Raw genomic sequence first — 25914 nt, forward strand, 5'->3', positions numbered from 1 at the left:
TAAAAAACATGCATAAAATTTTATCTCTGTTGACGCTATTTTGGTCCTCCTTTTTATTTGCTGAATCTATCGATATCAATAAAGGATGGTTGTTTTCTTTAGGCGAAAATAAACAAAATGATACTCGGCTGGTTGATTTACCACACGACTGGTCAATTGAAGATATCCCAGGTACAAATAGCCCTTTTGATAAAAACTCTATTGATGCGTATGACACGGGTTATACTGTAGGCGGTGTTGCCTGGTATCGTAAGAGCATTAATATCCCCGAGGTTTTCGCGGATAAAGTTGCTTATCTTAGTTTTGGCGGCATTTATATGCAGTCTACAGTTTATGTCAACGGTAAAGTGGTGGGTGGTCAATACAATGGTTATACTTCGTTTACTTTAGATATCACAAAACATATTCGCTTCGGATTCAAAAACCATATCGAGGTGCGAGTTGAAAACAATCATTCAAATGGCCGTTGGTATTCAGGTTCGGGTATTTACCGGCTTGCAACCTTAGAGTTTGTAAATAACACACATATTGCGCATCAAGGTAGCCAGATCCTAACGCACGCGATACAAAATAACTCGGCAACATTAGACATATCAACGCTTATTGTAAATGACAATCAACAACCTATTTATATTAAACACTATGTATTTGACGGCGATAAATTAGTTAAATCGCGAGTGACTAGACAGGCTGCGAGTGAATCCGAAATTAACACTCGTTTGCAACTATCCGATATTCAACGTTGGGATTTAGACAACCCGAAATTATACACTTTGATACAAAACGTGTTTGTCGGTGGCAAAAAAGTGCAAAGTAAAAGTTATGATTTTGGCATCAGAGAAATTGAATTTAATGGCAAATCTGGCTTTTTACTAAATGGTGAACCCGTCTTATTAAAAGGTATGAATATCCATCATGACAATTATATGTTGGGGGCTGCCGCCCACCCTGCAGCAGAATATCGCAAAGCGCTTTTAATAAAAAATGCAGGTTATAACGCGGTACGCACTTCACACAATCCACCGTCAAAAGCATTTTTACAAGCCGCAGATCGCATTGGCCTTTTAATCATCACAGAACTGTTTGATTCGTGGAACGAAAAAAAATGGGATCATGTGAACGATTATTCATCTGTCTTTTCTTCAGACTGGCAGCGAGATTTGCATAACTTTATTTTGCGCGATATTAATCACCCCAGCATTATTATGTGGAGCATTGGCAATGAAATACCAGAACAATGGAAGCCGCTTGGTACTAAAACCGCTAAAATGCTAAGAGATGAAATTTTAAAATTAGATATCTCACGCCCGGTGACTATAGGCGCTAATTTTTCTGGTGAAGCCTCAGATGACATTCTTTCACTTTTTTCAGTTGTCGGTTACAACTATCAAGAACATAATTATCAGCAAGATAGAAAACGAAACCCATCACGCTTAATGTATGCGTCTGAATCTTATTCGAATAAAGCATTTGAAAACTGGCAATATGTTTTGCAGCATCCTTATGTGATTGGAGATTTTGTTTGGACTGGCTGGGACTATTTAGGCGAAGCATCAATCGGTTGGACCGGGTATAAACCTGAATGGAAAGGAATCGGCCCTTATCCATGGCATTTAGCATATTGTGGTGAAATGGACGCTTTAGGGTTTAAGCGACCGGCAGCATTTTATCGGGATGTTTTATGGGATACAGGACAAAATAAACTCACCGCATTTGTTAAAAGCCCTGAGTTATCGTTGCAGCCAGCTCCCATTGAAGATTGGTTTTTAATGTGGACACAGGAAGATTTACACGCGAACTGGTATTGGCCCGAACAGCAAAACAAAACACTGGATGTTGTGGTGTATTCAAGATACCCACAAGTTGAATTGGTGCTCAATGGAGAATCTCAGGGCGTGCACTCCGTTTCAGAGCAAAGCCAATTTAAAACGCTTTATCAGGTTAATTATTTGCAAGGCACGCTAGAAGTACGCGGTTTGAAAAATGGTAAAATAGAGAAAACCTATCAACTTGTTACCGCAGATAACGTCGCACAATTTTTAACGGAGGTTAAGCCTTATAAACACCCTGATTATAACGAAACACTTTTTTATATCACCGTTCAACTTGCCGATGATAAAGCTAATCCGGTAACCCATTGGTCAAAGGATATGGTGGTAAATTTAGAGATTGATGGTGATGTTGAGTTGATTGGATTTGGTAACGGACACCCTGCGATAGATGAAAGCTTTAAACAAAATAGCCGTAGCACTTTTAAAGGACAGGCTGTTGCGGTAATCAAAGCTGATTCGTTAAAAGCTCAATTTTCGTTTGAGCTGACGGGTAAAACGAAAAGTGGTCAAAATATTAAAAAGCGTGTCTTCTATTAAGTGTTAAGTATTAGATATTAGGTATTAGGTTTAAGACAATCGGCTAGCAATTTCTAGCCGATAAATCTAACGATACTAAATATGATATTAAGTATGATATTAAATAAACAGCTGGCCTTCGGAAGATAATATTGCATTACCACCAATTTTGACCGTAAGCTCACCTTCTACATTACTCACCAGATCTACATGTAAATAACTTCTGCGACCTTGGTGAGCCCCACGCTCTGCAACATATTTAGCTGGCAACTCTGAGTAAATCGGAAATTGATTTAAATAACCAGAAAAAGCAGGTATCGCAGCTCCAATGGGTGGATCTTCATGAATACCAAAAACAGGCCCAACGAGTCGACAGTGAAAATCTGAGGTTGAAAATGCACTTTTCCCACTAAACAAAAGAATTGCATTTGCGCAGGTCGCAGGTGCTGCTGATCGCGCCCAAGCATCATAGTTAAATCGCGCCGCTTTGAGTGATTCAAAACTATCAACCGGTACAATTAAATATGGCATATGAGTGGCAACCAGCAAAGGCGTGAAACCATTTACGTTAAAATGATAACTTTCGATTGACAGCATCTCGCCTAATTCTTCGGCACTTGGCGTAAAACGATCAAATTCTGGTTGTGCCTTTGTCGTAAACTGGTTGAAAACAGGCTCACCATTTTCAACCTTGACCATGCATTCTACACTGCCGTTTACTTCTTCTAACGTGAATTGATTTTCACCTTCCTTTAAAGCTAATTCACCCGTTTTAGCTAGGGTATATATAGCGGCTATTGTTGGATGACCACCAAATTCAAATTCTCGTTTGCCGTTGAAAATGCGTATTTTCTTTTTGGCTTTATCACTTGGGGTTATAAAAACGGTACGCCAAAGGTTAAATTCTTCAGCGATAGATAACATTTGTTGTTCTGTTAAGTCGGTTGCATCTGGTACGACGGCAATCTGCGCGCCTTCAAAACGCTTTTTGGTGAATACGTCAACCGTATAAAATTTAATAGCCATGAATACTCCATTGTATACAATTCGATAAAATGCATACAAAATTTACGCCAAATACGATATTTTGTATGTTTATTAAAATTAATGAATTAGATCCCTAATTTAGTGCTCTTGATTTGGGCATGGTTGCACACTTATATTGCGTTTTAAGCGTAGCATATACAAAAACTTATGCTTAATCAGCCTTGCTATTTGTAGTCTTTTAAAGGCCAATAAACAAACAGAAAGGTCGCTTTAATCAATCGATAAATATTTATGCATTTGCACAGATAATCGCCAGTTATTTTTAATGCAATGATGAATCGCCAGTTCAGTCGCTCTTGGTTTTTGACTGATTGGCTGCAAACACACGCATACATCATCTAAACTGTTTCTTAATTTTAGTAACGCTTTTAAATCTTCAATATGTTGTTCTGTTGCTATCGGGTGTTTTATTTCATCGGCGCGATTAATCGCGCTTTGCAATACTTTAAATCCGCCTTTCATCCCTACCTTTGGAGAAACAGTCACATAAGTGGAATTATCGGTAAAAATTTCAAAAGTACCGCTTGTTTCAATTTGACTGGTATAACCGTTTTTATTCAGCGTTTCGGTAAGTGGACGCAAGTCATAAAGACAAGGCTCGCCGCCAGTGATGACCACATGCTTAGCTGAGTAGTGCTTTAATCTTGCCAGTAAACTTATTTCGTCAAGCTCGGCCCACATAGATGAAGCGTTCGAGATATTTATGATGTTCTCTACACTTACTTTTTCATTATCGTTCAGTTCCCAAGTATGCTTTGTATCACACCATGAACATCCAACTGGACAGCCTTGTAGTCGGATAAATATTGATGGTACGCCGGTTTTAGCGCCCTCACCTTGTATGGTTTCGAAAATTTCGTTTACCGGATAATTCATATTTGGCTTGTAACCTTTAACCTAATAAGTACACTTAACGCCGCATTATAGGCTAATTCTCGAGGAAAGCATGTCACAAAAAGAAAAAGCAGTTGTTATTTATTCTGGTGGAATGGATTCTTTTACCGTGCTTAATCTTGCCCGTAAACAAGGGTATGAAGTTTTTGCATTGACTTTCAACTATGGGCAAAAACATGTGAAAGAAGTCGAGTATGCAAAATCGGTTTGTCAGCAGTTAGATATACCACATAAAGTCATCGATATATCTGCGATCAATCAACTTTTAGGTGGCTCTTCTTTAACCGACAATATTGAAATCCCGGAAGGCCATTACGAAGAAGATAATATGAAATCGACGGTTGTGCCAAATCGCAATATGATTTTATTATCCATGGCCACAGCCTATGCGGTATCGTTAAAAGCGGCAAAAGTATTTTATGGTGCGCATGCTGGTGACCATGCCATTTACCCAGATTGTCGCCCTGAATTTGTCGAAAAAATGAAAGCGGTATGTGCAATAGCAGATTATCAGCCGATTGAGATAGTCACGCCGTATTTACATCACAGCAAAACTGAAATTTTAACGGATGGTTTAAAAATGGGCCTAGACTACAGTAAGACTTGGACCTGTTATAACGGTAGAGAAAAAGCCTGTGGTAAATGCGGCGCCTGTACTGAGCGCCTAGAAGCTTTTTCACTTAACAATACACCAGATCCGTTATCTTATGAATAAAGTTATTTTTCTTTAAACATTAAACTCGCGTCAACATTTCCAACTTTAATTGTTTTGATTAAATGGTAGTTGGCGTGATCAAAAAAACGCTCGTACTTAGGTACGGTCACCAAGACGCCCACGCCATCTGTTTGTTCATCATCCGTTACCATTGAGTCAATAGCTTCCATCAAATAATGGCCGACGCCATGGTGTTGATGGTTTGGATGTACAGCAACGAACGCTAATAAATGGTAATAACTGTAAGGGATTGCAGCTCGTACCTTTTCTTCTTTGTCGATTAAGTTTTTTGTTGATAAATAGCCGGCTGTCAACATCATTTTTAATCGCCAATGCCAAAACCGTTTAGAGCCAAAATTGCTATCTGGTTCAATTAAACAAGCAACAGCGAGCAAGTGATCGTCTTCGTCATAAACCCCTATCATTGGTTGCATTTGTTCCCAAAAAATAGATAGCTCTTCCCGAATAGCAGCTCTGAGTCTTTGTTCGTAACCTTCTTCTTCGTGTTTAAAACAATCCATAAAAAAAGGGTCATCGTGATATGCTAAATACAACAATGAACTCGCGATATTTATATCTTCGCCCGATAAATAGGCTGCACTAAGCTGTTCTATCGTATTTTCCATGCTTTCCCGCTTATATTGTCAATTATGCTTTAAGCATTATCTATTTTTTAGATTTTTCAACTGTGATTTCAATTGCGCTTGAATATTTTTTGTCTCAGATGGAGAAAAGTTTAAATTTATACTGAAACAACGCAATGCCAACAACAGAATAAGGAGTAACAACATCGACCAATAAACAAAGTTCGGAGCACCAGCGTTCAGTAATGATTGTAATATATGAAGGGATAGGCGCTTTTCTATTTTACCAATTTCAGTTAATAGCTCGGCAATTTCTTTTGTAATACTCTCTGTATTACTAATATTTTTTATCTGCTGGCGCATTTTGTTTTCAGCCGTTGTTAAATCAAACAGCCCTATTTCCTGTTGTTTTTTATACCAGCCCTTCAATGCTAACCGTGTTGGCATATCGGCAAAGTCTGCATTATTTTTTAAAAATAGTGACTGACTTGATTTAGCCTTGTTTATAAACTCAGTGAGTTGCGTTAAATTCTGGCTGTAATAAATAGATTCTATATTCTGTAAAAGTTGTTGCGCAGAACTTTGTAATACTTCAAATTTTTCTTCACCTTGTTTTTGATTTAAAGCGTTAAAGAGATCCGTTTGATTGGCATTAGCGGTAATTTCTGCAAATGAATTTTCTGCTTTATACAATTGAAAACGTTCTACCGTTTTTTTTATTGCTTGATGAAAACTCACTTTTGCAAGCGATACATTGGCCAACTGTTGACTTATGTATTGATTTACTTCAAGTCGCTGGGCTTCGAGCGTATCTAAAGCTAATTTGTCATCTAAAAGTGCATTAATGCGTGCTTGGGGGCTTGGTAATTCGTTTTGGCTAATTCAGAAACATAGGTATCGGCCAGCAAAGCGTTCGTTTTTTCTAACGCTTGTGTGTGTTGTGCAATGGTAAAGGCGTTTTGCTGTAATGAAATTTTTGTTTGATACTCGACAACAAATTCAGACAGTTTATCACTCGCCGCAAAGTAACTCAGATGGCTGCTTTTTTGTTGACCACTGCTAAAAATTAAATATAGGGTTAATAGCAACACAGTTATCAGCGATAAATCAATCAAATTTAACCGTCGACTTAGCAGGTTATTTGGCTTTTGCGCAGACGTATTTGATTGAGTTGTTGCAGATTCATGCAAATCTAAAGATTTTTGCTTCATAGTTCGCTGTATCTTTTAATTATTAGAGTATTTGTGTCAGTCAGGGACGCAGTTTTTGGCTTTAAGCTAGTCTGCCATAAAAAGATTGGCAATTAATAGTGTTGTTTAATATTTATAGACCTTGAATTGCTTAAATATGACACCAGTTTAAAACAGTTCAAAATAACCTAATTAAAACGAGAATATCATGGCCCTTAAAATCGGTATTGTGATGGATCCCATCGAAAAAATTAATATTAAGAAAGATTCGAGTTTTGCAATGTTGCTTGAAGCACAAGCCCGTGGATATGAAATTCACTATATGGAAATGCAAGACTTGTATTTACACCAGGGCCGCAGTTTTGCAACAACGCGCTTATTAAACGTTATGCAAAATCCTGATAAATGGTTTGAGTTATCAAAATCATCTAACGATATCGCGTTATCAGAATTAGATGCGATATTAATGCGCAAAGATCCGCCATTTGATACTGAGTATATTTACGCAACTTATTTACTGGAGCGGGCTGAAAGTGAAGGTTGTTTAATCGTAAATAAACCACAAAGCCTGCGCGATGCGAACGAAAAACTATATACAGCTTGGTTTAGCGAATTTACACCTGACACGTTAGTAACCAGAAGTAAAGATAGGCTAAAAGCATTTCATAAATCCCATAAAGATGTCATTTTAAAACCGCTAGATGGCATGGGCGGCGCATCTATTTTTAGATTAAAAGAAGATGATTCAAACGTCGGAGTCATTATCGAAACCCTAACCGAGCATGGTACTCGATTCGCGATGGCTCAAGAATATTTACCCGCAATCAAAGACGGTGATAAACGTATCTTACTCGTGGATGGTGAACCGATAGAGTACTGTTTGGCGCGTATTCCGGCTCAAGGTGAAACCCGTGGTAACTTAGCTGCTGGCGGAAAAGGCGTAGCGAGACCACTTTCAGATTCAGACTGGAAAATAGCAAAAGCAATTGGGCCCATTGTAAAAGAAAAAGGTTTAATTTTTGTTGGACTAGATGTAATCGGCGATAAATTAACCGAGATTAACGTCACCAGCCCGACCTGTATTCGAGAAATAGAAGCCGCTTTTGACATTAACATCAGCGCGCGATTGTTTGATGCAATAGAAAAACGCTTACAATAAAATGGCTAACGGATTGGTTTTACAGGAGAAATAATGTTTTTACACACAGTGTTGTTTTGGCTAAAAAGTGATGTAACCACTCAAGAAATCGCGCAGTTTGAAAATGGACTCGATACGATTTCTGCCCATCCGAGTGTTAAATTTAGATTTATTGGTAAACCCGCTAACTCGCTGCAACGAGATGTTGTCGACTCAAGTTTTGATTATAAATTAACGGTCGCTTTTGATGATTTAAAAGCACATGACGCATATCAGGATGCCCCGGAACACTTGAAATTTATCGAAGATTGTTCGGCATTTTGGCAAAAAGTAACGGTATACGATGCTCAAGATGACTTGGTATAAGTTAAACTCAGTTATTCGGGCAGGCTTGTATACAGCCGCCCGAATAATCTAATTTTATTTTACAGAAAACTTTAATCGCATCTCACTACGATAAACGTCACCTGGTTTTAACTCAGTCGATTTAAAAACACTTTGGTTAGGTGCATCAGGTACATGTTGTGGCTCGATGCAAAACGCCGAATTTTTTCCTGCAATTCTGCTTTTGGCTTCAAACCCATCGAGAAAATTACCGGTATAAAGTTGAAAACCCGGTTCTGTGGTTGATATGGTTAATACTCTTCCGCTTGACGGTTCGTAAGCTTCAGCGGCCAATGTTAGCTCATCTGCACTTTTATTTAAGACATAATTATGATCGTAACCAGAGCCGTAATGAATTTGCTCGTTATCTGCGTCAATATCACGGCCAATTTCTTTTGCATTGGTAAAATCAAAAGGCGTATCTAATACACTGCAAATTTCCCCTGTTGGAATTTGTGCTGAATTAACGGGTGTCATTTGAGTGGATGGTATGTACAACTGGTGAGATAAAATGTCGCCCTCACCTTTTAGATTAAAATAACTATGGTTTGTTAAGTTTATGATGGTCGTTTTATCAGTTGTTGCGTGGTAAGAAATGATTAACTCATCGTCGTTTGTGAGTTTATATTCTACCTTTACGTCAAGCGTACCTGGATAACCCTGATCACCATCTGGGCTGGTGAGTTTTAAAATAACACCTGCACTGCTTTCATTTAAAACACCTTCTGCAGACCATACTTTTTTATCAAAACCTTCTAAACCACCATGCAGGTGATTCGGGCCATTATTTACGGCAAATGTATATTCTTGACCCTCTATTGTGCAACGACCATTGGCGATACGATTACCAAAGCGGCCAATAGTTGCACCTAAATAATGTGGATTTTTCTGGTATTCAGCAAGCGAGTCGTAACCTAGTACGATATCTGCAAGCTGCCCTGATTTATCAGCGGTTTTTAAGCTTTGTAGTATTGCACCAAAATTGATAACAACGGCTTCGGTACCTTTATTGTTTTTTAAAGTATAACTGCTAATTTCTTCACCATTTGCGGTGACGCCAAATTGAGCACGCGTTATTGAAGGTTGTGTATTTTGTTCCTGATTAATCGCCATAAATCTCTCTTTTGATTGATCCAATTACGACTATTTTAACGCAAAATGACGGCAAATAGGGAAAATAAAAGTCTTACTATTATACAATTTTTAATTGGCGGATATTATTGCGCTAACATTAGATTAAATATTAGATTAAATCGATAAACATAATCTTGTAAGAAGGTCGAAGCCCCTCTTAAACTCCCCAAATTAATTTCATTAATTTGCAAAACACAGAATAAAAATTTAGCCTACCTGAAAGCTAAGAAGCTTAGAGAAATAAATATTAAACTATTTATAATGTTAACTAACCAAGATAATTAGAATTTTAATCATGAGCATTCAATACAGCGTCAATTTTGATGAAGCAAATAAGCATATTTTTAATGTAAAAATAGCAATACCCAAGCACGAACAGTCAGTGTTGAATTTATCCTTACCCGCTTGGATACCTGGCTCATACATGATCCGTGATTTTTCTAAAAATATTATTAATTTAACAGCCAATAAAGGCCGTGAAGCATTAACAATAAAGCTTATCGATAAACAGAATTGGTCAATACATTCTGGCGGTGAAGCATTCACGGTTGAATATCAAGTTTATGCGTTTGACAGTTCTGTCAGAACGGCTTATTTAGATCAAAGTCGAGCATTTTTTAACGGGACTAGTTTATTTATTTGTGTGAATGAGTTTCAAGATCAAAAACATGAAGTTGAATTATTAGCACCAAATTTTACAAATAACTGGAAAGTCGCAACGGGTTTACAAAGAGCAACTGAAACGTCGGTTTATCGTTTCGGAACATATTACAGTGATAATTATGCACAGTTAATTGATTGCCCAGTTGAAATTGGTGATTTTACCCATCTGGAATTTGAAGTTGCAGGCACACCGCATTATCTAATTTTAAACGGTAAACATTATGCTGATACAAAACGCCTAGTGAAAGATGTTACCAAGCTTTGTCAGCACCATATCGATTTATTTGAAAGAGAAACGGGCGCTAAACCGCCTTTTAAAGAGTATTGGTTTTTAACCAATATTCTGCCGAGCGGTTTTGGTGGATTAGAGCACAAAAACTCAACGGCTTTATTATGCTCAACCTTTGATTTTCCAAACGTAAACAAACCAGACGAATTATCAGATGGTTATAAAACTTTTCTAAGCTTGGTTTCGCACGAATACTTTCACAATTGGAACGTGTGCAGAATCAAGCCAGAAGAATTTGTTCCGTATCGTTTAAACAGCGAAAGTTACACTCAACAATTATGGGCGTTTGAAGGTATCACTTCTTACTATGATGATTTGAGTTTATTCAGAACGGGCATCATTTCGTTTGAAGATTATTTAAAACTTAAAAGCCAAACGATAAGTCGTGTTAACCGCGGCAAAGGTCAGTTAAAACAAAACTTAATAGAGTCGAGTTTTTATACTTGGACCAAGTTTTATCAGCAAGGCCCTGATGCGGCTAATAACATTGTCAGTTACTACACTAAAGGCTCGTTATTAGCCTTGTGGCTTGATTTAACCATTCGTAAAGCGACGAATGCGGCTAAATCATTAGATGATGTGATGCGTGCTTTATGGGCGGAATTTGTAAATAAAGGTGCTGACTATAAAGGCACTCAATTAGATACCATCATTACTATTGTAGATGACCTAATTGTTTCAGATACAACAGCTTCAGACGCTCATTCAACGAACATTCGAGAAACCTTTTATCAGTTACTTAATGATAAAGCCCCTATTCCGTTAACTGAACTATTAGCTGATTTTGGTGTTGAGCTAAAACAAGTCCCTTCTAAAGCTGCATCTTTGTTAGATAAATCACCAGATGCACATAGCCCTTATCTTGGTTTTATGTTTAAAGAATCAAAACTGGGGGTAGATGTAATGCAAGTGTTGGAAGATTCCCCTGCCGAAAAAGCAGGTATAAGCGTTCAGGACAATATTATTGCGATTGATAATATTGTGGTGAGTAAAGGTAATTTTGCCAATGTCGTTAATAATCTGGCATTAAATCAGGATTACACAGTTTCTTATATTAGAAATGGTGAATTATTTAACTCAGTAATACAGCTAATTGACGCTGTTAACGAACTGAGCCAAATGACGGTTATTGATGCAGAAAAAGCTAACAATTGGCAAACGCCCACTTAGCACTTTCTGCATGTAAAAAGATTATTTAGGTGGCAAATTGCCACCTTCTTCTAACCATAATTTGGGATCTAATCTGACATTAAACCAGTTGATCCGCCAATCCAGATGCGGCCCACTGGCACGACCCGATTGACCGATTTCCGCTATTTTTTCACCCTGTTTAATTATTTGCCCTTCAATCACATCAATTTTAGATAAATGGATAAAGGTAGAGGTGATACCAAAACCATGGTCAAGTATCAAAGTGCCACCAGAGTAAAACATATCATTATGGACAAGTCTGACAATGCCGGCAGCCGGTGCAATAACCTTTGTGCCCGTTATTGCCGCAATATCCAATCCGTAATGTGGTCTTTTGGGGGTCCCATTAAAAATACGCTGGCTACCATAGACACCAGAAATTCGGCCTTGTGCTGGCCAAATAAAGTCGGATAAAAAATCGAGTCTTGGCGTTTTGTGATGTCTGGCAACCCATATTTTTTCGTTTTCGCTGCGAATTCTAGCCAGCACAGAGTCTGGAGGGGTCACTGTTTTTTGCGGTACGCCGGTGATTTTATCAGTTTTATAAGTCCGCTTTTTTATTTCGACTGTAAAGGCTTTTTGGCCTGTTGTGGTTTCAAATATTAACGTTTGTTTGGTGTCGGCATCACGACCAAATCCAATTAAAAAGCGCCCATCATCCGTACACTGGCCTGTCTGCTCTGTTTGTGTGTCTTTTACTGTGACAGATATGCACGATTGATATTGACCGCGTACAAATCCGCCCTGCACTAAAGCGGCTTTTTCGGTTGTGTAGCCTTTAACATCTTTCGTTTGAGCATTGCTATTATTGAGCAAGCAGATACTTGCCAATAAACTTAACTTTAGTATAGCTTTCACAATAATTGACCTATAACTTTAAAATGAAGGGGTATTTAAAGTGTTTTGCGCAATCGCACCTTTTGAAACGCCTTCATATGCCATCACTTTAAATTCAGATTCTGGAGATTGCGCCGTCATAACTTCAAGCATAAACTCGGCTAAACACTCAACTGTTGTATCTCTGTCAATTAAATCGATACAATTTTTAGGGCCAACCAAGCGGAAATCACCTTGTGAAGCGGTATATGAAAAGGCCAAATAGTTATCTTGCGCAATGTGATACTGTTCAGAAAATTGTTGTAACAATGTACTGTCTAAATCTTCTTCACTTGCAATATAAATATCTTTCCAACGGCGTTGCCAGTATTGCTGCCAATCGCGACTAGTTTCGCCATTTTCCATCACGGTCACAAGTCTGACAATGCCGGCAGCCGGTGCAATAACCTTTGTGCCCGTTATTGCCGCAATATCCAATCCGTAATGTGGTCTTTTGGGGGTCCCATTAAAAATACGCTGGCTACCATAGACACCAGAAATTCGGCCTTGTGCTGGCCAAATAAAGTCGGATAAAAAATCGAGTCTTGGCGTTTTGTGATGTCTGGCAACCCATATTTTTTCGTTTTCGCTGCGAATTCTAGCCAGCACAGAGTCTGGAGGGGTCACTGTTTTTTGCGGTACGCCGGTGATTTTATCAGTTTTATAAGTCCGCTTTTTTATTTCGACTGTAAAGGCTTTTTGGCCTGTTGTGGTTTCAAATATTAACGTTTGTTTGGTGTCGGCATCACGACCAAATCCAATTAAAAAGCGCCCATCATCCGTACACTGGCCTGTCTGCTCTGTTTGTGTGTCTTTTACTGTGACAGATATGCACGATTGATATTGACCGCGTACAAATCCGCCCTGCACTAAAGCGGCTTTTTCGGTTGTGTAGCCTTTAACATCTTTCGTTTGAGCATTGCTATTATTGAGCAAGCAGATACTTGCCAATAAACTTAACTTTAGTATAGCTTTCACAATAATTGACCTATAACTTTAAAATGAAGGGGTATTTAAAGTGTTTTGCGCAATCGCACCTTTTGAAACGCCTTCATATGCCATCACTTTAAATTCAGATTCTGGAGATTGCGCCGTCATAACTTCAAGCATAAACTCGGCTAAACACTCAACTGTTGTATCTCTGTCAATTAAATCGATACAATTTTTAGGGCCAACCAAGCGGAAATCACCTTGTGAAGCGGTATATGAAAAGGCCAAATAGTTATCTTGCGCAATGTGATACTGTTCAGAAAATTGTTGTAACAATGTACTGTCTAAATCTTCTTCACTTGCAATATAAATATCTTTCCAACGGCGTTGCCAGTATTGCTGCCAATCGCGACTAGTTTCGCCATTTTCCATCACGGTCACTTTAGAGCGGTGCCCGTGTACAATTCGCTGACAGTTTCCGTCATGCTTTTTCAGGCCGTGGCTGTAATGGTAATATTCTTGCGGAATTTCTTCTGCGCGTAATGTGATTTGTATATCTTTGACGTTTTCTGGCATATGCCGCATGACGGTTGCCCGGATAAGCGGTAAAACCGTTTCAATATCGACTTTTTCTGCCTGTAAAAAACAATAAGCTGAGGGGGGGGCAGACATGTGGATTAAATCTAGGCTAGCCATTTTATATAGGATATCTAGATTATCACCTTTGATTTCCTTTTCGATTAATGCTGCAGAGTCTTCGGCAATATGTAATTTATGATCGAATTCGCGATCTATAATTCGCTTAATTTGGCTTTTAACCACACCAAAATCGAGCACCATGTTTTGCTCGTTTAGGTTGCCGATAAGTGCGACATCTACAATCCAACTTTCACCCACCACCCCACGATTTACGTCTAGGTATGAAAAGTCAATTACAGTTAAGTCATTTACAAAAAGATGCATGAAATCAGGTTACACCAGCTAGAAGATTAATAAGCTGTCCATTATATACGTAAATACGGCTAAATTGCACCAGCTAGTGCAACAAGCAGCCGTATTTCAAGATCTTAAAGCGTTAAGATTTACTTGCTAAATAATCCGCTCTTGCTGTTTTAAGCGTCTCACTGATATTAAATGCCATTTCTAATACCTGATTTTGATTAAGTCGTGGATCGCATTGCGTACGGTAACAGGTCTCTAAATCACTGGCGGATATTTTGTATGCGCCACCTGTACATTCTGTGACGTTTAGTCCTGTCATTTCTAAATGTATACCGCCGGCATATGTGCCTTCAGCTCGATGAACAGCAAAAAATGCTTCGATTTCTTTTAGTATCGAGTTGAAATCTCGCGTTTTATAACCGTTGTCGGTTTTAACGGTATTGCCGTGCATTGGATCGCTAATCCAAACCACATTACGCCCTTCTTCTTTAACTTTTTTGACTAAAGCAGGTAATTTATCCGCTAAATTATTAGCGCCCATGCGGGTAATTAAAGTTAATCGACCCGCTTTGTTGTCTGGATTGAGCGCATCGATTAGTTTGATTAACTCATCCGGTTGCATACCCGGCCCTACTTTAACCCCTATTGGGTTATTAATACCGCGGAAAAACTCTATATGTGCATGGTCTAGCTGGCGCGTACGCTCACCGATCCAAACCATATGTGCAGAGCAGTCATACCACAGGCCTGTCAAACTATCACGACGTGTCAACGCTTCTTCATAGTTTAACAATAGTGCTTCATGTGACGTATATAAGTCAGTTTCTTTTATTTTAGGCGTATTTTCAGCCGTGATACCACAGACTTCCATAAAGCCTAGCGATTCTTGAATTCGCATCGCTAAATCATGGTATTTTTCACTGACTGGCGAGTTAGCGACAAAGTCCATATTCCAGCGATTCACTTCATGCAAATCTGCCAAGCCACCTTGCGCAAACGCCCTAAGCAAGTTAAGGGTTGCAGAAGAGTGATGGTACGCAGTAATTAAGTTTTCTGGGTTTGGAATGCGCGCTTCTTCTGTAAAGTCAAATCCATTAATGATGTCGCCACGATAGCTGGGTAAAGTGACCCCATCTCGTGTTTCCATATCATCAGAGCGAGGTTTTGCGTATTGTCCCGCCATACGCGCAACTTTGACAATTGGGCAGCGGCCACTAAAGGTTAATACAACCGCCATCTGTAAAAGTGTTTTAAAAGTATCTCTAATCTTCGGCGCGTTAAAATCGGCAAAAGATTCAGCACAATCGCCACCTTGTAATAAAAAAGCTTCACCGCCAGACACTTTACCCAGTTGATCAAACAGGGCACGAGTCTCTGCTGCAAAAACTAAAGGTGGAAAACTTTTAAGTTGATCTTCTACATTTTTAACGTGTGTGGCGTCGGGATACGTTGGTTGTTGTAGTATCGGGAAATTACGCCATGAATTTGGTGACCATTGTGACACAATTATTTTCCTATTATTGAGAGTGACTATTTACTGTATCGTACACATGATAGTCTGAGAAATTAATTTTACCGTTTAAGCTAATCGCTTTAATAAGCCATGCGAAGCGTCTTCTACTAAGTCTAATACATATTCGAAGCCTTTGTTGCCGCCATAATAAGGATCTGGCACTTCATTTACATCTTTGTGTTGCTCAGCAAAGTCTAAAAACATCTTTATTTTATATTGAAACTCAGACGGACAAGCAGCCATGAGGTCTTGATAATTAGATTCATCCATTGCCAGAATTAAATCAAATATTTGAAAATCGTTTTCAACAACAGGTCGGGCTGCAAGGCCTTTAAAATTATAACCTCTTTGTTCACCGGCCGCACGAGCCCGTGTGTCTGGTTTTGCACCTTTGTGGTAACCCGCTGTACCTGCTGAATCAATTTTTAAATCAGGTCTTTTAGTATTCGCTAATTGTCTAAATACTGCGTGTGCTGTTGGAGAACGGCAAATGTTGCCTAAACAAACAAAAAGTATAGAACGTGCACGGATAGACTCGCTTTTTGACATTATAAAATAAGCTCCTAATTCGTTTCTAATTTTTTCGCCAAGTTGGAGGTTGTTTTCCAAACTGTACTGGTAATTATGTCGTTATAATCAATGGTTTTTTTTGCTATCAAATTTAAGTGTTTGTTATTGTTAGCTTCAACCGTGTCAAAGTTCGTCCAATTGTCCAGTATTTGTATTGCTCCGTTTCTATTGTTGCAAGCTAACGCAATATCACACCCTGCGGCATATGCTGCAGATGCTTTTGACACATAACTACCCGCAACATTGGCCCCTTCCATTGACAAATCGTCGCTAAATATTACGCCATCAAAACCGATTTTTTCACGCAATATCGTTTTTAGCCAAAAAGGCGAAAAACCAGCAGGGTTTGGATCAACATCCGGATACACAACATGTGCTGGCATAATACCTTGTAATAATTTTTTCTGAATAAGTTTTTCAAACGGCAGTATATCCAGATTGAAAATTTGCGCTTTTGTTCGGTTGTCTATTGCAGCGCTATGGTGTGTATCTGCTTGTACACTGCCATGACCGGGGAAATGTTTGCCAGTGGCCGCCATCCCAGCTTTATGCATGCCTTTAATAAAATGGCCCGCGTATTGAACAACTTTATCTGGTACTGAATTAAAGCTGCGCTCCCCGATTACGTCGGAAATACCCTCTAAATCTAAAACTGGCGCAAAACTAATATCAATGCCACACGACAAAACCTCACTGGCCATTAACCATCCAAATGACTCTAAGACAGATACGTCATCGTTTGAGTCGGCATATTGCGCAAGCTTTCGCATTGAGGGAATCGGCTGAAATTCTTGTCGAAAACGCTGCACTCGGCCGCCTTCCTGATCGACCGCTATTAAAATTGGCCGCTTTGCACAGCTTTTTATACTTTTGACCAAAGCACAGAGTTGTTCTCTATTATCGTAGTTTCGGGTAAATAAAATGACCGAAGATACAAATGGATGTTGCAATAAGTCTTTTTCTTCTGGCTCTAGTTCGTAACCATTCAAGTCGATCATTAAGGACATAACATTCTATTCTTATTTAACTTTTACTAAGTTAGGTTATCATTTTATATAGTCAGACGTAAGCTTGAAATGGAGCGCAAACAATAAACCAGCATTGCTGCTGGTTTATTGTTTTCCAATGCCGCCTTATATTATGCCGCTGTGTCGGCAGAGTTCGGCGAATTGCTATTTTGTTGAGTACCCGATTGAGCGCTCGATTGAGTACTTTGTTGTGTAAAGAATTCAGCCGGAAAACTGTCGACCGCAATCGCTTGCTTTCTAAGTTTATCTGCATGCAATATTTGCTGAGCTTCTTCAGCGGTAATCAGCTGTTCTTTTTCTGCCGCTGCAATCGCTTGTTCAAGTGGTACTCGTCTGGGAATTTTACCTGATTTTTGTGCCCCGTGAATTTTTAGTTCGATAGCCTGACACGCATGCATTGCAATAAACGCTGCTTCGACCACACCAACCGCGTCATTATCATCTACCCCCATGTAACATAAATTTGTAATACGATCTCTGGTTTCACCGGTTTTTAATAAAGCTCGGCAAACGCGTCGCGCAAGAATGTCATTCGGCGCTTTGAGACTTACACCATAGGGGAAAATCAATCGCTTGATAAGGTGTGCGAGCCATCTAGGTCTGAAGTTATCAAAATAACCTTCAAAAGCGACTCCTGCTTTGTGCAGACAATTTTGTACAGCGTAATGGACAAATGGTAGATCGGATATCTGTCTTCCATCTTCTTCATAACGTTTTAACACAGCAGATGCCATATAGAGTTGACTAAAAACATCGCCTAAACGAGCCGATATCATCTCTTTTCGTTTTAATGCGCCGCCTAAAATCAACATGGATACATCAGCGCATAAAGCCAAACCTGCACTCAATCTGTTCATTTGCTTGTAGTACTGTGCAGTTTCTCCACCGACTGGCGTATCCCCAAACTTACATAATGTGAGTCCATGAAATAATGCCAGCCCTGTATTGCGGATAGTAAAAGCGATATGTTTAATTAATAATGCATCAAACTGTTTTAATCCTGCTTTAAAATCTGGATTGGCTGCGGCTTCCATCTCTTTGTATACATAAGGATGACAACGAGTCGCACCTTGACCAAAAATCATCAGGTTGCGTGTTAATATATTTGCGCCTTCAACTGTGATGGCAACAGGAACGCCCCAATATAAATGACCTAAATAGTTCTTGGGGCCTAATTGAATCCCTTTACCGGCATGAATATCTAGAGAGTCATTGACCACTTCTCTGCCTAATTCTGTCATGTGGTATTTTGAAATAGCGGTTACGACCGAAGGACTAAACCCTGTATCTAATGCTGATGTGGTGAATTTTCGTGCAGCTTCTAAGGTGTACGCATGCCCTCCAATACGCGCTAGTGCTTCTTGTACACCCTCAAATTTGCCGATAGACAAACCGAATTGCTTACGAATGTATGAATATGCTGAAGTTGTTTTTGTGCCTAAATGGCCAATAGCAGTAGCAAGTGCAGGCAAAGAAATTCCTCGCCCAGCTGATAAACATTCTACCAGCATGCGCCACCCTTTTCCGACATAACTTGGGCCGCCAATGACCCAATCTAGCGGTATAAACACGTCTTCGCCATAAGTTGTTCCATTCATAAAGGCAAGCCCCATTGGCATATGACGGTCGCCAATTTTCACGCCTGGATGTGAGGTTGGGATCAGCGCACACGTGATCCCCAGCTCGCCCTGCTCGCCCAGTAGCTTATCTGGATCATACAGTTTAAATGCTAGGCCAAGTACCGTGGCGACTGGCGCTAGCGTAATATAACGTTTATTCCATGTAATACGGATGCCTAGGGTTTTCTGCCCTTCAAATTCCTGCTCGCATACGATACCTTTATCTGGGATAGCACCAGCATCTGAGCCTGCTTCTGGGCCAGTTAAGGCGAAACAAGGCACTTCTGTACCATTTGACAACCCCGGCAACCATCTGTCTTTTTGTTCTTGCGTGCCGTAATGCGTAAGCAATTCACCAGGTCCTAAACTATTGGGTACCATGACACATACTGCCGCGCTGACACTACGAGTCGCTATTTTAGCGACGATAGTTGAATTTGCAGTTGCAGAAAACGCTAACCCACCATATTCCTGTGGAATTATCATTGCAAAAAAGCCTTCCCTTTTTAAGTAATCCCATACGTCTTTGGGTAGATCTTTACTGTCATGTACTATTTCAAAATCGTTTAACATGGCCAACAGTGTTTCTAACTGATTATCGATAAAAGCTTGCTCTTTGTCGGTCAGTTTAGCGTCGGGGTAGTTATGTAGTTTGTGCCAATCAGGTTTACCGGAGAATATTTCTCCATCCCACCAAACATCTCCGGCTTCCATTGCTTCTTTTTCAGTTTCCGACATAGGCGGTAAAATGCGTTTAAACATTTTAAAAATCGGCTCTGAAATCCATTTTTTACGTATATCGGTGACACCAAACAAAATGGCAACAGCGATTATTAATATCAGTAAAACTGTCATGAAATTACCCCTAGAACATCAGCTAGATTATGGTGTTTTGAAACATTATTGGCTCTTACAGCTTAAGCCTGCTGCCAAAAATGGGACTATCTTGTTTACAATTTTCTCAGTTGTCGCCGATTCAGCGTAGTCGGCTTCGGCAATTTCTTCTAATGCGCTACTTGAACTCATTACAAATACTAAAGCCCCGAGCGCAAAATGCAGTCGCCAAAATAGCTCTTGAGCGCTAATATTTGGTAAGGCATTAGCAAATTTATGAGTGATTAATAAAACTGTCTCCCCGTATTCGCTGACAATGTATTTACGCAAATGTCCTTGCGTTTCTGAATAGCCTCTGCCAATCATAATCATAAAATTTCTCGGGCTTTGTTTGCCCAGTTTATTGAGTTCAAACAATGGCTTTATAAATGCTTGCAAGACTGGCTCTATTTCGTTTTTTTGTGGTGCTATCTGATTCAAATTTTGGTGCAGTAATGGCATATAAATTTCTAGATAGCGTTTTAAAACTGACTGGATCAGAGATTTTTTAGAACCGAAATGATAGTTAACAGAAGCCAGGTTTACATTCGCTTCGGTAGTAATCTGGCGCAAAGAAGTATGAGTGAATCCGTGCGTAGCAAATAGCTGCTCAGCAGATTCTAAAATTCTCAGCTTTGTATCTGTTTTTGCCACAGCAACTCCAAACTTTCAAACGGTTGTTTAAAATTTATGTTTAAAAAGATAAATTGTCAATTAACTTTTATTTAATAAATTTTGAATTCTATGGAACATTGTGTAAATAACATGGTCTTATTTATTGCTAGTGAAAATGTGCTCTTGTTGCCCTGTTGGATTATTTAAACAACAGGGCTTTTTTTTGTCTTTAAAAACACATAGATATAAAAATAGGCTATAATCGCCTTGTTTTTAATCCCAATTAGAATATGAGCAATGCGTTTTTTTATCACATATAGACCGGCTTTAATCTCACTCACAATCGGGCTTGCTCTTACTATAATTGTTAGCGTATTTGTTTCTCGAAAAGTAGACGAAAATATACAGTCTAAAAGTTTAGTGGAACTGAATAAGGCAATTGCGCGTCTAGATCACAACTTCTCTCATCAAGCTTTTTTGTTTAACTGGATGGCTAAACAATGGCAAGAGTTTGGTCAACCTGAGCCCGTGACATGGCATCAGCAAGCTAAACACATTATCGAGCATCACGAATTTATACAAGCGGTCGAATGGGCGGATTCAAATAAAGTCATTCGCTGGATAGAACCTTTAATTGGCAACCAGCAAGCATTTGGTCTAGACCTGAGTAAAATACCCGTGATATCAAATAAACTCGATTATGCTGTGCGCACTGGAAACTGGGTAGGTATCAGTAATTGGAAACTGGTACAGGGTACAAAAGGCATTTTGTTTTACGTCCCCATCGGTGTAAAAAGCGAAAACCAAGGTTTTGTCATTGGTGTCGTGCGCATGATCCGTTTTCTAAAACATAGTTTAGACGATACGATAGCTAAGGGTTACCATATACACATTTCGCGCGCGCAAGACGTTATTTTTAGTACGGTCAACAGAGGATTTGATACAACTGATAAGCAAAATATTTTAGCTAAAGTTAAATATTTTGCGTTTGATGAAGAATGGGCCATTCAAATTTGGCCAAATCAATCATTATTAAACAAGCAAGATCAACAACTTGTTATCATTATTGCGATAACTGGGTTATTAATTACTGCATTTCTTGCTGCGTTATCGCAGCTATTTATTTCGGGTCGCCGTTTCAACAATCATCTTTCCAAGGTTAACTTTCATTTACAGTCTGAAATGAGTGAACGGAAACGAATAGAACAAGAAAAAATTGAATTAGCATTCCGTGATGAACTGACAGGGCTCAACAATCGCTCAGCCCTGTACAATTATATTGAAGAAAAACTGAAAGATAAAAAGCCCAGAGACGTAGCAGTTATATTAATTGATCTAGACAACTTTAAAGAAGTGAATGACGTGGTTGGCCACCACGCCGGCGATATGCTAATTCAAAAGGTTGCCGCTCGACTCAACAAAATTGTTGATAAAAAAGATTATCTCGCGCGTATAGGTGGTGATGAATTTGCAATATTTATCAACGAAGTGCCTGCCCGTATGTTAATCACTCGTTTGAATAAAAAGCTTACACACGCGATTGATACCAAATTTGTGTTAGAACATTACGAGTTTATTACTTCGGCTTGTATCGGTTTTGTATTGTCAGGCATTAAAGACGTAACAGCAAATGAATTGGTGAGAAAAGCCGACGCTGCGTTAAATCAAGCCAAATCTCTAGGTCGAAATTGCACGTATCAGTACACCGACAATATCCATTTGGATATTTTAAACAAAGTTGAAAAGCTCAAAAAGCTCAATCGTGCGGTTGAAAATAAACAATTAGAATTATTTTACCAACCTAAAATCAATTTAAATAATAGCAGTATTATAGGGGTTGAAGCATTGCTACGCTGGTTTGATACTGAAACGCAAACGTATATCCCGCCTGCCGAATTTGTGCCTTTGGCTGAAGAATCAGGTATGATCTTGGATATTGGTGAATGGGTAATAGATGAAGCATGCCGACAACTAAGTATTTGGCATCAATTAGGTTTTGCACATTTACATGTAGCCATTAATGTATCGGGTCGCCAATTAAAGTCTAACCGCTTGTATCAACATATTGTGAATACCTATGAAAAATATGAACTGCGCCCTCAGCACATAGAAATAGAGTTAACGGAAGAAGTTTTTGTTGATAATATCAAAAAAAATGAAGATTTCATGCGTTCATTAACCGATCAAGGCATTTCTTTGTCTATTGATGACTTTGGGATTGGTTACAGTTCTTTAGCTTATTTGAAAAATTTTCCGATAACGACACTGAAAATCGATAGGTCTTTCATTCGCGATGTGCCTGAAAATGAGAATGATGTTTCTATTGTGAAAGCAATAATTGATCTAGCTAAAAACATGGAGTTAAAAATTGTCGCAGAAGGTGTCGAAAACAAAATGCAGGTCGCTTTTTTAAAGCATCTTCAGTGTCACTATGCTCAAGGATTCTGGTATTCAAAAGCCTTGCCTGCACGCGAGCTTACCGACAAACTTATTCACCTACATAACTGGGATTAATGCCATATGGTGACACCTGATTATGTCGTGTCTTTTCGACAAAACTTTCCTTATTTTACGAAAAACCCAGACAGTTGTTATTTAGATAATGCAGCGACGACACACATTTGTCAGCCCGCGTTGGATAAAATCAACGAGTACTACAGTTTTCAACATGCAACAGTGCATCGCTCTGGGCATATTGCCGCTACCGAAAATACGAATCAGTTTGAAGCGGTAAGACTGCAAGTTGCGAAGTGGTTAAATGCCGAAGAAAAATCTAACATAGTTTGGACTAAAGGCGCGACAGAAGCTGCTAACCTAGTTGCTCATTGTTTGCATCATGCGTTTTTGCAAGCCGGTGATGAAGTTATAGTAAGCATGACTGAACATCATGCTAGTTTTGTTACATGGCAGCAACTTGCTCTTAAATATAACTTTAGATTACGTATTGCACCGGTTGATCAACATATGAAAATTGATGTTGATGAGTTAAAAAAATTAATTAATAAAAATACCCGGGTTGTCGTTTGTTGCCATGTCGCAAATGCAACCGGTGTGAAACAACCGATTGAAAAAATATGCCAGCTTGTTAAAGCTCATGCAAACATTATATCCGTTGTTGATGGTGCGCAGGCGATTAATCACATACCAGTTGACGTGCAGAGCCTAGGTTGTGATTTTTACTACTTTTCTGCACACAAAATGTATGCTGGAACAGGGTTAGGTGTTTTATATACCTGTAGCCGTGTGCAGGAGCAATTGACGCCCTATCAATATGGTGGCGAGATGGTTCGCTCTGTCAGCATTACCCGCTCTGAATTCAATCAAGCGCCGTTTATGTTTGAAGCCGGTACACCAAACATAGCAAGTGTTTACGCGCTTTCGGCTACACTTAACTTTTTAGACAAACAAGCTCTAACGCAATTGCGCACCTATGAGCATGAACTGATGCAGTATTTGATTGCGCAATTGAAACAATTTCCCGAAATTAAAATACATGGTTCCGAAGGCTTTTGCGGAGCTGTTTCTTTTAGTTTGAAAGACTGGCACGCATATGATGTAGGCGAAATTTTGGCCCAAATGGGGGTGGCTGTGCGTACCGGAAAACATTGTGCAATGCCTCTGGTTGACAGTATCAATACCAATGGCACGGTCCGTGTATCTCTCGCTGCTTATACTTTGGTTGAAGAGATCGATAAGTTGATTAATGCGGTGAAACAATTAAGAGAATTTTTGTAGATGCAACAAACACAAGTACTGCAACAATTTAAACTATTAAATGGTTGGGAAAACAGATACCGATATTTGATGAAAGTGGGTACACCTGACAATTTGCCATTTGATTCAAGTTATCGAAGCGAGCGCTATTTAGTTGATGGGTGTGAAAGTCAGGTTTGGTTATATATTAATGCTGGTAAATATTATGCCACAAGTGATTCTCGGATTGTGAAAGGCTTATTATGTTTAATTTTAACGAAAATAAATGAATTACCATCAGATCAGGTTGCACACTTTGAACTAGGCACATTTTTACAAGAGTTTAATTTAGAAAAACATTTAAGCGAATCGCGCAGCAATGGATTACATGCGGTAATTTCTCAAATAAAGAAGCTAAATTGCTAAAGCCTAGCTATACTCGAGGGAAAGTGTTGTTTTGTGAGTAACGTGATATGTGGCATCAAATAGAAACAAGTATTCAACAGGCTTTACTATCTGAGTTTAATATTACAAACAAACAGGCAATCAGTGGTGGTGATATAAGCTCAGCCTACCAAATTATGGGTGATAATGGCCAATCTTATTTTGTAAAGTTAAACAAGCTAAGCTTTATAGAAAACTTTTTGTGCGAAGCGGCTAATTTGGAAAAAATAAGCCGTACAGATAGTTTGTACTGCCCGCAAGTCATTACCTATGGTTCCAGTAAAAATTATAGCTTCCTTGTTTTAGAGTGGCTGGATTTTACCTCTCCAAAAATGCAAGAGTGGCATCAAGCCGGACAAGCGCTTGCGCAAATGCATATGGGTGACACCCAAGCTCAATTTGGCTATGAAGAAAATAACTATATCGGTAAAACAATTCAGCCGAATCCATGGCACAACAATTGGTCAACGTTTTTTGCTGAACAAAGAATTGGACATCAACTGGAATTGTTAAATGAAAAAGGCGTAAAAATAGGTGATATTGACGACATTGTTGCCTTGGTGCATAGCCACTTAAAACCAAGAAAACCAGACGCAATGCTATTACACGGTGATCTGTGGCGGGGAAATATAAGCTTTATAAAGTCCCGACCGGTTGTTTACGATCCTGCATGTTATTATGGTGATCATGAAACAGACCTAGCCATGACAGAGCTCTTTGGCAAATTACCACGTGAGTTTTATCAAGGGTATGAGCAAATTCTCCCCATTGATACTGGCTATAACCAGCGTAAGCATATCTATAATTTTTATCATATACTCAATCACGCAAATTTGTTTGGTGGCTCGTATATCGATCAGTGTCGTTTATATTTACATACCTTGTCTGAGCTAAAATTGTAAATTAACCCCTACATCTAACCCAAACATCCCCCTATTTAGTTCAAGGTCATACCTTGAAAAGAGCGTTGGGTAACCTAAGTTAAATATAGACAGACATTTTGATCTAGGATTCGTTACAACTACGATGGGAGAATAAAATGACTACAGGCCTTAAAGATAAAGCAACTGAATGCCCACATTGTGGCCATCACATTCACTTAATGTTAGATGATTCTAACGGTGATCAAGACTATTATGAAGATTGCCCAGCATGCTGCAATGCAATACATGTTAGTTTTCATTTAAGCGAATATGACAGTCATTTAGATTTAACTGTTGCTGACGAATAGTTT

24 protein-coding genes are annotated in these 25914 nt (G+C 39.0%); 10 read left to right on the forward strand and 14 right to left on the reverse strand.

What is annotated here, in order from left to right:
• Window positions 1-8: 8 nt before the first annotated feature.
• Window positions 9-2369, forward strand: a complete 2361-nt coding sequence (locus FNT16_RS15070) for a glycoside hydrolase family 2 TIM barrel-domain containing protein (RefSeq protein ID WP_143872355.1) — start codon at window positions 9-11, stop codon at window positions 2367-2369.
• Between the two features lie 99 nt (window positions 2370-2468).
• Here the strand turns inward: FNT16_RS15070 and FNT16_RS15075 are convergent, their stop codons facing one another.
• Window positions 2469-3374 carry a PhzF family phenazine biosynthesis protein gene (locus FNT16_RS15075; RefSeq protein ID WP_143872356.1) on the reverse strand — a complete coding sequence of 302 codons (906 nt, stop codon included), beginning with the start codon at window positions 3372-3374 and terminating at the stop codon, window positions 2469-2471.
• A 231-nt stretch (window positions 3375-3605) separates the two neighbouring features.
• Window positions 3606-4271, reverse strand: coding sequence for a 7-carboxy-7-deazaguanine synthase QueE (gene queE / locus FNT16_RS15080; RefSeq protein ID WP_143872357.1), 666 nt, complete (start codon window positions 4269-4271; stop codon window positions 3606-3608).
• Between the two features lie 70 nt (window positions 4272-4341).
• Here queE and queC point away from each other — a divergent pair, with 70 nt between their 5' ends.
• Entirely contained in the window at window positions 4342-5004 is a 663-nt protein-coding gene (queC, locus tag FNT16_RS15085; RefSeq protein WP_143872358.1) for a 7-cyano-7-deazaguanine synthase QueC, read from the forward strand.
• A gap of 2 nt (window positions 5005-5006) precedes the next feature.
• On the opposite strand, the gene FNT16_RS15090 is transcribed toward queC, so the two are convergent.
• The 3 genes from FNT16_RS15090 to FNT16_RS15100 form a co-directional block, all read right to left on the reverse strand.
• Window positions 5007-5630 carry a GNAT family N-acetyltransferase gene (locus tag FNT16_RS15090; protein WP_143872359.1) on the reverse strand — a complete coding sequence of 208 codons (624 nt, stop codon included), beginning with the start codon at window positions 5628-5630 and terminating at the stop codon, window positions 5007-5009.
• Window positions 5631-5666: 36 nt separating this feature from the next.
• Window positions 5667-6350: a hypothetical protein gene (locus FNT16_RS15095; protein WP_143872360.1), complete on the reverse strand. Its 684-nt coding sequence runs from the start codon at window positions 6348-6350 to the stop codon at window positions 5667-5669.
• Window positions 6351-6418: 68 nt separating this feature from the next.
• Window positions 6419-6799, reverse strand: a complete 381-nt coding sequence (locus FNT16_RS15100; protein ID WP_143872361.1) for a hypothetical protein — start codon at window positions 6797-6799, stop codon at window positions 6419-6421.
• A gap of 187 nt (window positions 6800-6986) precedes the next feature.
• On the opposite strand from FNT16_RS15100, the gene gshB reads away from it, so the two are divergent.
• Both gshB and FNT16_RS15110 read left to right on the forward strand, forming a co-directional pair.
• On the forward strand, window positions 6987-7937 hold the full coding sequence (gshB, locus tag FNT16_RS15105) for a glutathione synthase (RefSeq protein ID WP_143872362.1): 951 nt from the start codon (window positions 6987-6989) through the stop codon (window positions 7935-7937).
• 33 nt (window positions 7938-7970) lie between these two features.
• Window positions 7971-8282 carry a Dabb family protein gene (locus FNT16_RS15110; protein WP_143872363.1) on the forward strand — a complete coding sequence of 104 codons (312 nt, stop codon included), beginning with the start codon at window positions 7971-7973 and terminating at the stop codon, window positions 8280-8282.
• A 54-nt stretch (window positions 8283-8336) separates the two neighbouring features.
• On the opposite strand, the gene FNT16_RS15115 is transcribed toward FNT16_RS15110, so the two are convergent.
• The gene (locus FNT16_RS15115; protein WP_143872364.1) at window positions 8337-9413 is read right to left on the reverse strand and encodes an aldose epimerase family protein; all 1077 of its coding nucleotides are present in this window, start codon (window positions 9411-9413) and stop codon (window positions 8337-8339) included.
• Between the two features lie 316 nt (window positions 9414-9729).
• Here FNT16_RS15115 and FNT16_RS15120 point away from each other — a divergent pair, with 316 nt between their 5' ends.
• Window positions 9730-11556, forward strand: a complete 1827-nt coding sequence (locus FNT16_RS15120) for a M61 family metallopeptidase (RefSeq protein ID WP_143872365.1) — start codon at window positions 9730-9732, stop codon at window positions 11554-11556.
• Window positions 11557-11577: 21 nt separating this feature from the next.
• On the opposite strand, the gene FNT16_RS15125 is transcribed toward FNT16_RS15120, so the two are convergent.
• From FNT16_RS15125 to FNT16_RS15160, 8 genes are all read right to left on the reverse strand, one after another.
• The gene (locus FNT16_RS15125; RefSeq protein ID WP_342779140.1) at window positions 11578-12435 is read right to left on the reverse strand and encodes a M23 family metallopeptidase; all 858 of its coding nucleotides are present in this window, start codon (window positions 12433-12435) and stop codon (window positions 11578-11580) included.
• An 18-nt stretch (window positions 12436-12453) separates the two neighbouring features.
• Window positions 12454-13431, reverse strand: coding sequence for a M23 family metallopeptidase (locus FNT16_RS15130; protein WP_143872366.1), 978 nt, complete (start codon window positions 13429-13431; stop codon window positions 12454-12456).
• Window positions 13432-13449: 18 nt separating this feature from the next.
• Window positions 13450-14346 carry a 6-carboxytetrahydropterin synthase gene (locus FNT16_RS15135; RefSeq protein WP_143872367.1) on the reverse strand — a complete coding sequence of 299 codons (897 nt, stop codon included), beginning with the start codon at window positions 14344-14346 and terminating at the stop codon, window positions 13450-13452.
• A gap of 112 nt (window positions 14347-14458) precedes the next feature.
• A complete protein-coding gene (locus FNT16_RS15140; protein WP_185976610.1) occupies window positions 14459-15829 on the reverse strand; it encodes a class II 3-deoxy-7-phosphoheptulonate synthase in 1371 nt (456 codons plus the stop codon).
• A gap of 75 nt (window positions 15830-15904) precedes the next feature.
• On the reverse strand, window positions 15905-16387 hold the full coding sequence (locus FNT16_RS15145) for a low molecular weight protein-tyrosine-phosphatase (RefSeq protein WP_143872369.1): 483 nt from the start codon (window positions 16385-16387) through the stop codon (window positions 15905-15907).
• A 14-nt stretch (window positions 16388-16401) separates the two neighbouring features.
• Window positions 16402-17415, reverse strand: a complete 1014-nt coding sequence (gene nagZ, locus FNT16_RS15150; RefSeq protein ID WP_143872370.1) for a beta-N-acetylhexosaminidase — start codon at window positions 17413-17415, stop codon at window positions 16402-16404.
• Between the two features lie 131 nt (window positions 17416-17546).
• Entirely contained in the window at window positions 17547-19910 is a 2364-nt protein-coding gene (locus FNT16_RS15155; RefSeq protein WP_143872371.1) for an acyl-CoA dehydrogenase, read from the reverse strand.
• A 45-nt stretch (window positions 19911-19955) separates the two neighbouring features.
• Entirely contained in the window at window positions 19956-20582 is a 627-nt protein-coding gene (locus FNT16_RS15160; protein ID WP_143872372.1) for a TetR/AcrR family transcriptional regulator, read from the reverse strand.
• A gap of 258 nt (window positions 20583-20840) precedes the next feature.
• On the opposite strand from FNT16_RS15160, the gene FNT16_RS15165 reads away from it, so the two are divergent.
• From FNT16_RS15165 to FNT16_RS15185, 5 genes are all read left to right on the forward strand, one after another.
• Window positions 20841-23057 (forward strand): bifunctional diguanylate cyclase/phosphodiesterase, encoded by a 2217-nt coding sequence (locus FNT16_RS15165; protein WP_143872373.1) that lies wholly within the window; start codon window positions 20841-20843, stop codon window positions 23055-23057.
• A 6-nt stretch (window positions 23058-23063) separates the two neighbouring features.
• Window positions 23064-24278 (forward strand): aminotransferase class V-fold PLP-dependent enzyme, encoded by a 1215-nt coding sequence (locus tag FNT16_RS15170; RefSeq protein WP_143872374.1) that lies wholly within the window; start codon window positions 23064-23066, stop codon window positions 24276-24278.
• The gene (locus tag FNT16_RS15175) at window positions 24279-24662 is read left to right on the forward strand and encodes a SufE family protein (protein ID WP_143872375.1); all 384 of its coding nucleotides are present in this window, start codon (window positions 24279-24281) and stop codon (window positions 24660-24662) included.
• Between the two features lie 47 nt (window positions 24663-24709).
• Window positions 24710-25582 (forward strand): fructosamine kinase family protein, encoded by an 873-nt coding sequence (locus tag FNT16_RS15180; RefSeq protein WP_143872376.1) that lies wholly within the window; start codon window positions 24710-24712, stop codon window positions 25580-25582.
• A gap of 137 nt (window positions 25583-25719) precedes the next feature.
• Window positions 25720-25911: a CPXCG motif-containing cysteine-rich protein gene (locus FNT16_RS15185; protein WP_143872377.1), complete on the forward strand. Its 192-nt coding sequence runs from the start codon at window positions 25720-25722 to the stop codon at window positions 25909-25911.
• Window positions 25912-25914 lie beyond the last annotated feature (3 nt).

The organism is Catenovulum sediminis, from assembly GCF_007289895.1.
In the GTDB taxonomy this organism is placed as follows: domain Bacteria; phylum Pseudomonadota; class Gammaproteobacteria; order Enterobacterales; family Alteromonadaceae; genus Catenovulum; species Catenovulum sediminis.

Excerpts from the sequence above, each read along its gene's own strand:
- FNT16_RS15070 (WP_143872355.1), top strand. The coding sequence starts at position 9 with ATGCATAAAATTTTATCTCTGTTGACGCTATTTTGGTCCTCCTTTTTA.
- FNT16_RS15075 (WP_143872356.1), bottom strand. The coding sequence starts at position 3,374 with ATGGCTATTAAATTTTATACGGTTGACGTATTCACCAAAAAGCGTTTT.
- queE (WP_143872357.1), bottom strand. The coding sequence starts at position 4,271 with ATGAATTATCCGGTAAACGAAATTTTCGAAACCATACAAGGTGAGGGC.
- queC (WP_143872358.1), top strand. The coding sequence starts at position 4,342 with ATGTCACAAAAAGAAAAAGCAGTTGTTATTTATTCTGGTGGAATGGAT.
- FNT16_RS15090 (WP_143872359.1), bottom strand. The coding sequence starts at position 5,630 with ATGGAAAATACGATAGAACAGCTTAGTGCAGCCTATTTATCGGGCGAA.
- FNT16_RS15100 (WP_143872361.1), bottom strand. The coding sequence starts at position 6,799 with ATGAAGCAAAAATCTTTAGATTTGCATGAATCTGCAACAACTCAATCA.
- gshB (WP_143872362.1), top strand. The coding sequence starts at position 6,987 with ATGGCCCTTAAAATCGGTATTGTGATGGATCCCATCGAAAAAATTAAT.
- FNT16_RS15110 (WP_143872363.1), top strand. The coding sequence starts at position 7,971 with ATGTTTTTACACACAGTGTTGTTTTGGCTAAAAAGTGATGTAACCACT.
- FNT16_RS15115 (WP_143872364.1), bottom strand. The coding sequence starts at position 9,413 with ATGGCGATTAATCAGGAACAAAATACACAACCTTCAATAACGCGTGCT.
- FNT16_RS15120 (WP_143872365.1), top strand. The coding sequence starts at position 9,730 with ATGAGCATTCAATACAGCGTCAATTTTGATGAAGCAAATAAGCATATT.
- FNT16_RS15135 (WP_143872367.1), bottom strand. The coding sequence starts at position 14,346 with ATGCATCTTTTTGTAAATGACTTAACTGTAATTGACTTTTCATACCTA.
- FNT16_RS15145 (WP_143872369.1), bottom strand. The coding sequence starts at position 16,387 with ATGTCAAAAAGCGAGTCTATCCGTGCACGTTCTATACTTTTTGTTTGT.
- nagZ (WP_143872370.1), bottom strand. The coding sequence starts at position 17,415 with ATGTCCTTAATGATCGACTTGAATGGTTACGAACTAGAGCCAGAAGAA.
- FNT16_RS15155 (WP_143872371.1), bottom strand. The coding sequence starts at position 19,910 with ATGACAGTTTTACTGATATTAATAATCGCTGTTGCCATTTTGTTTGGT.
- FNT16_RS15165 (WP_143872373.1), top strand. The coding sequence starts at position 20,841 with ATGCGTTTTTTTATCACATATAGACCGGCTTTAATCTCACTCACAATC.
- FNT16_RS15170 (WP_143872374.1), top strand. The coding sequence starts at position 23,064 with ATGGTGACACCTGATTATGTCGTGTCTTTTCGACAAAACTTTCCTTAT.
- FNT16_RS15175 (WP_143872375.1), top strand. The coding sequence starts at position 24,279 with ATGCAACAAACACAAGTACTGCAACAATTTAAACTATTAAATGGTTGG.
- FNT16_RS15180 (WP_143872376.1), top strand. The coding sequence starts at position 24,710 with ATGTGGCATCAAATAGAAACAAGTATTCAACAGGCTTTACTATCTGAG.
- FNT16_RS15185 (WP_143872377.1), top strand. The coding sequence starts at position 25,720 with ATGACTACAGGCCTTAAAGATAAAGCAACTGAATGCCCACATTGTGGC.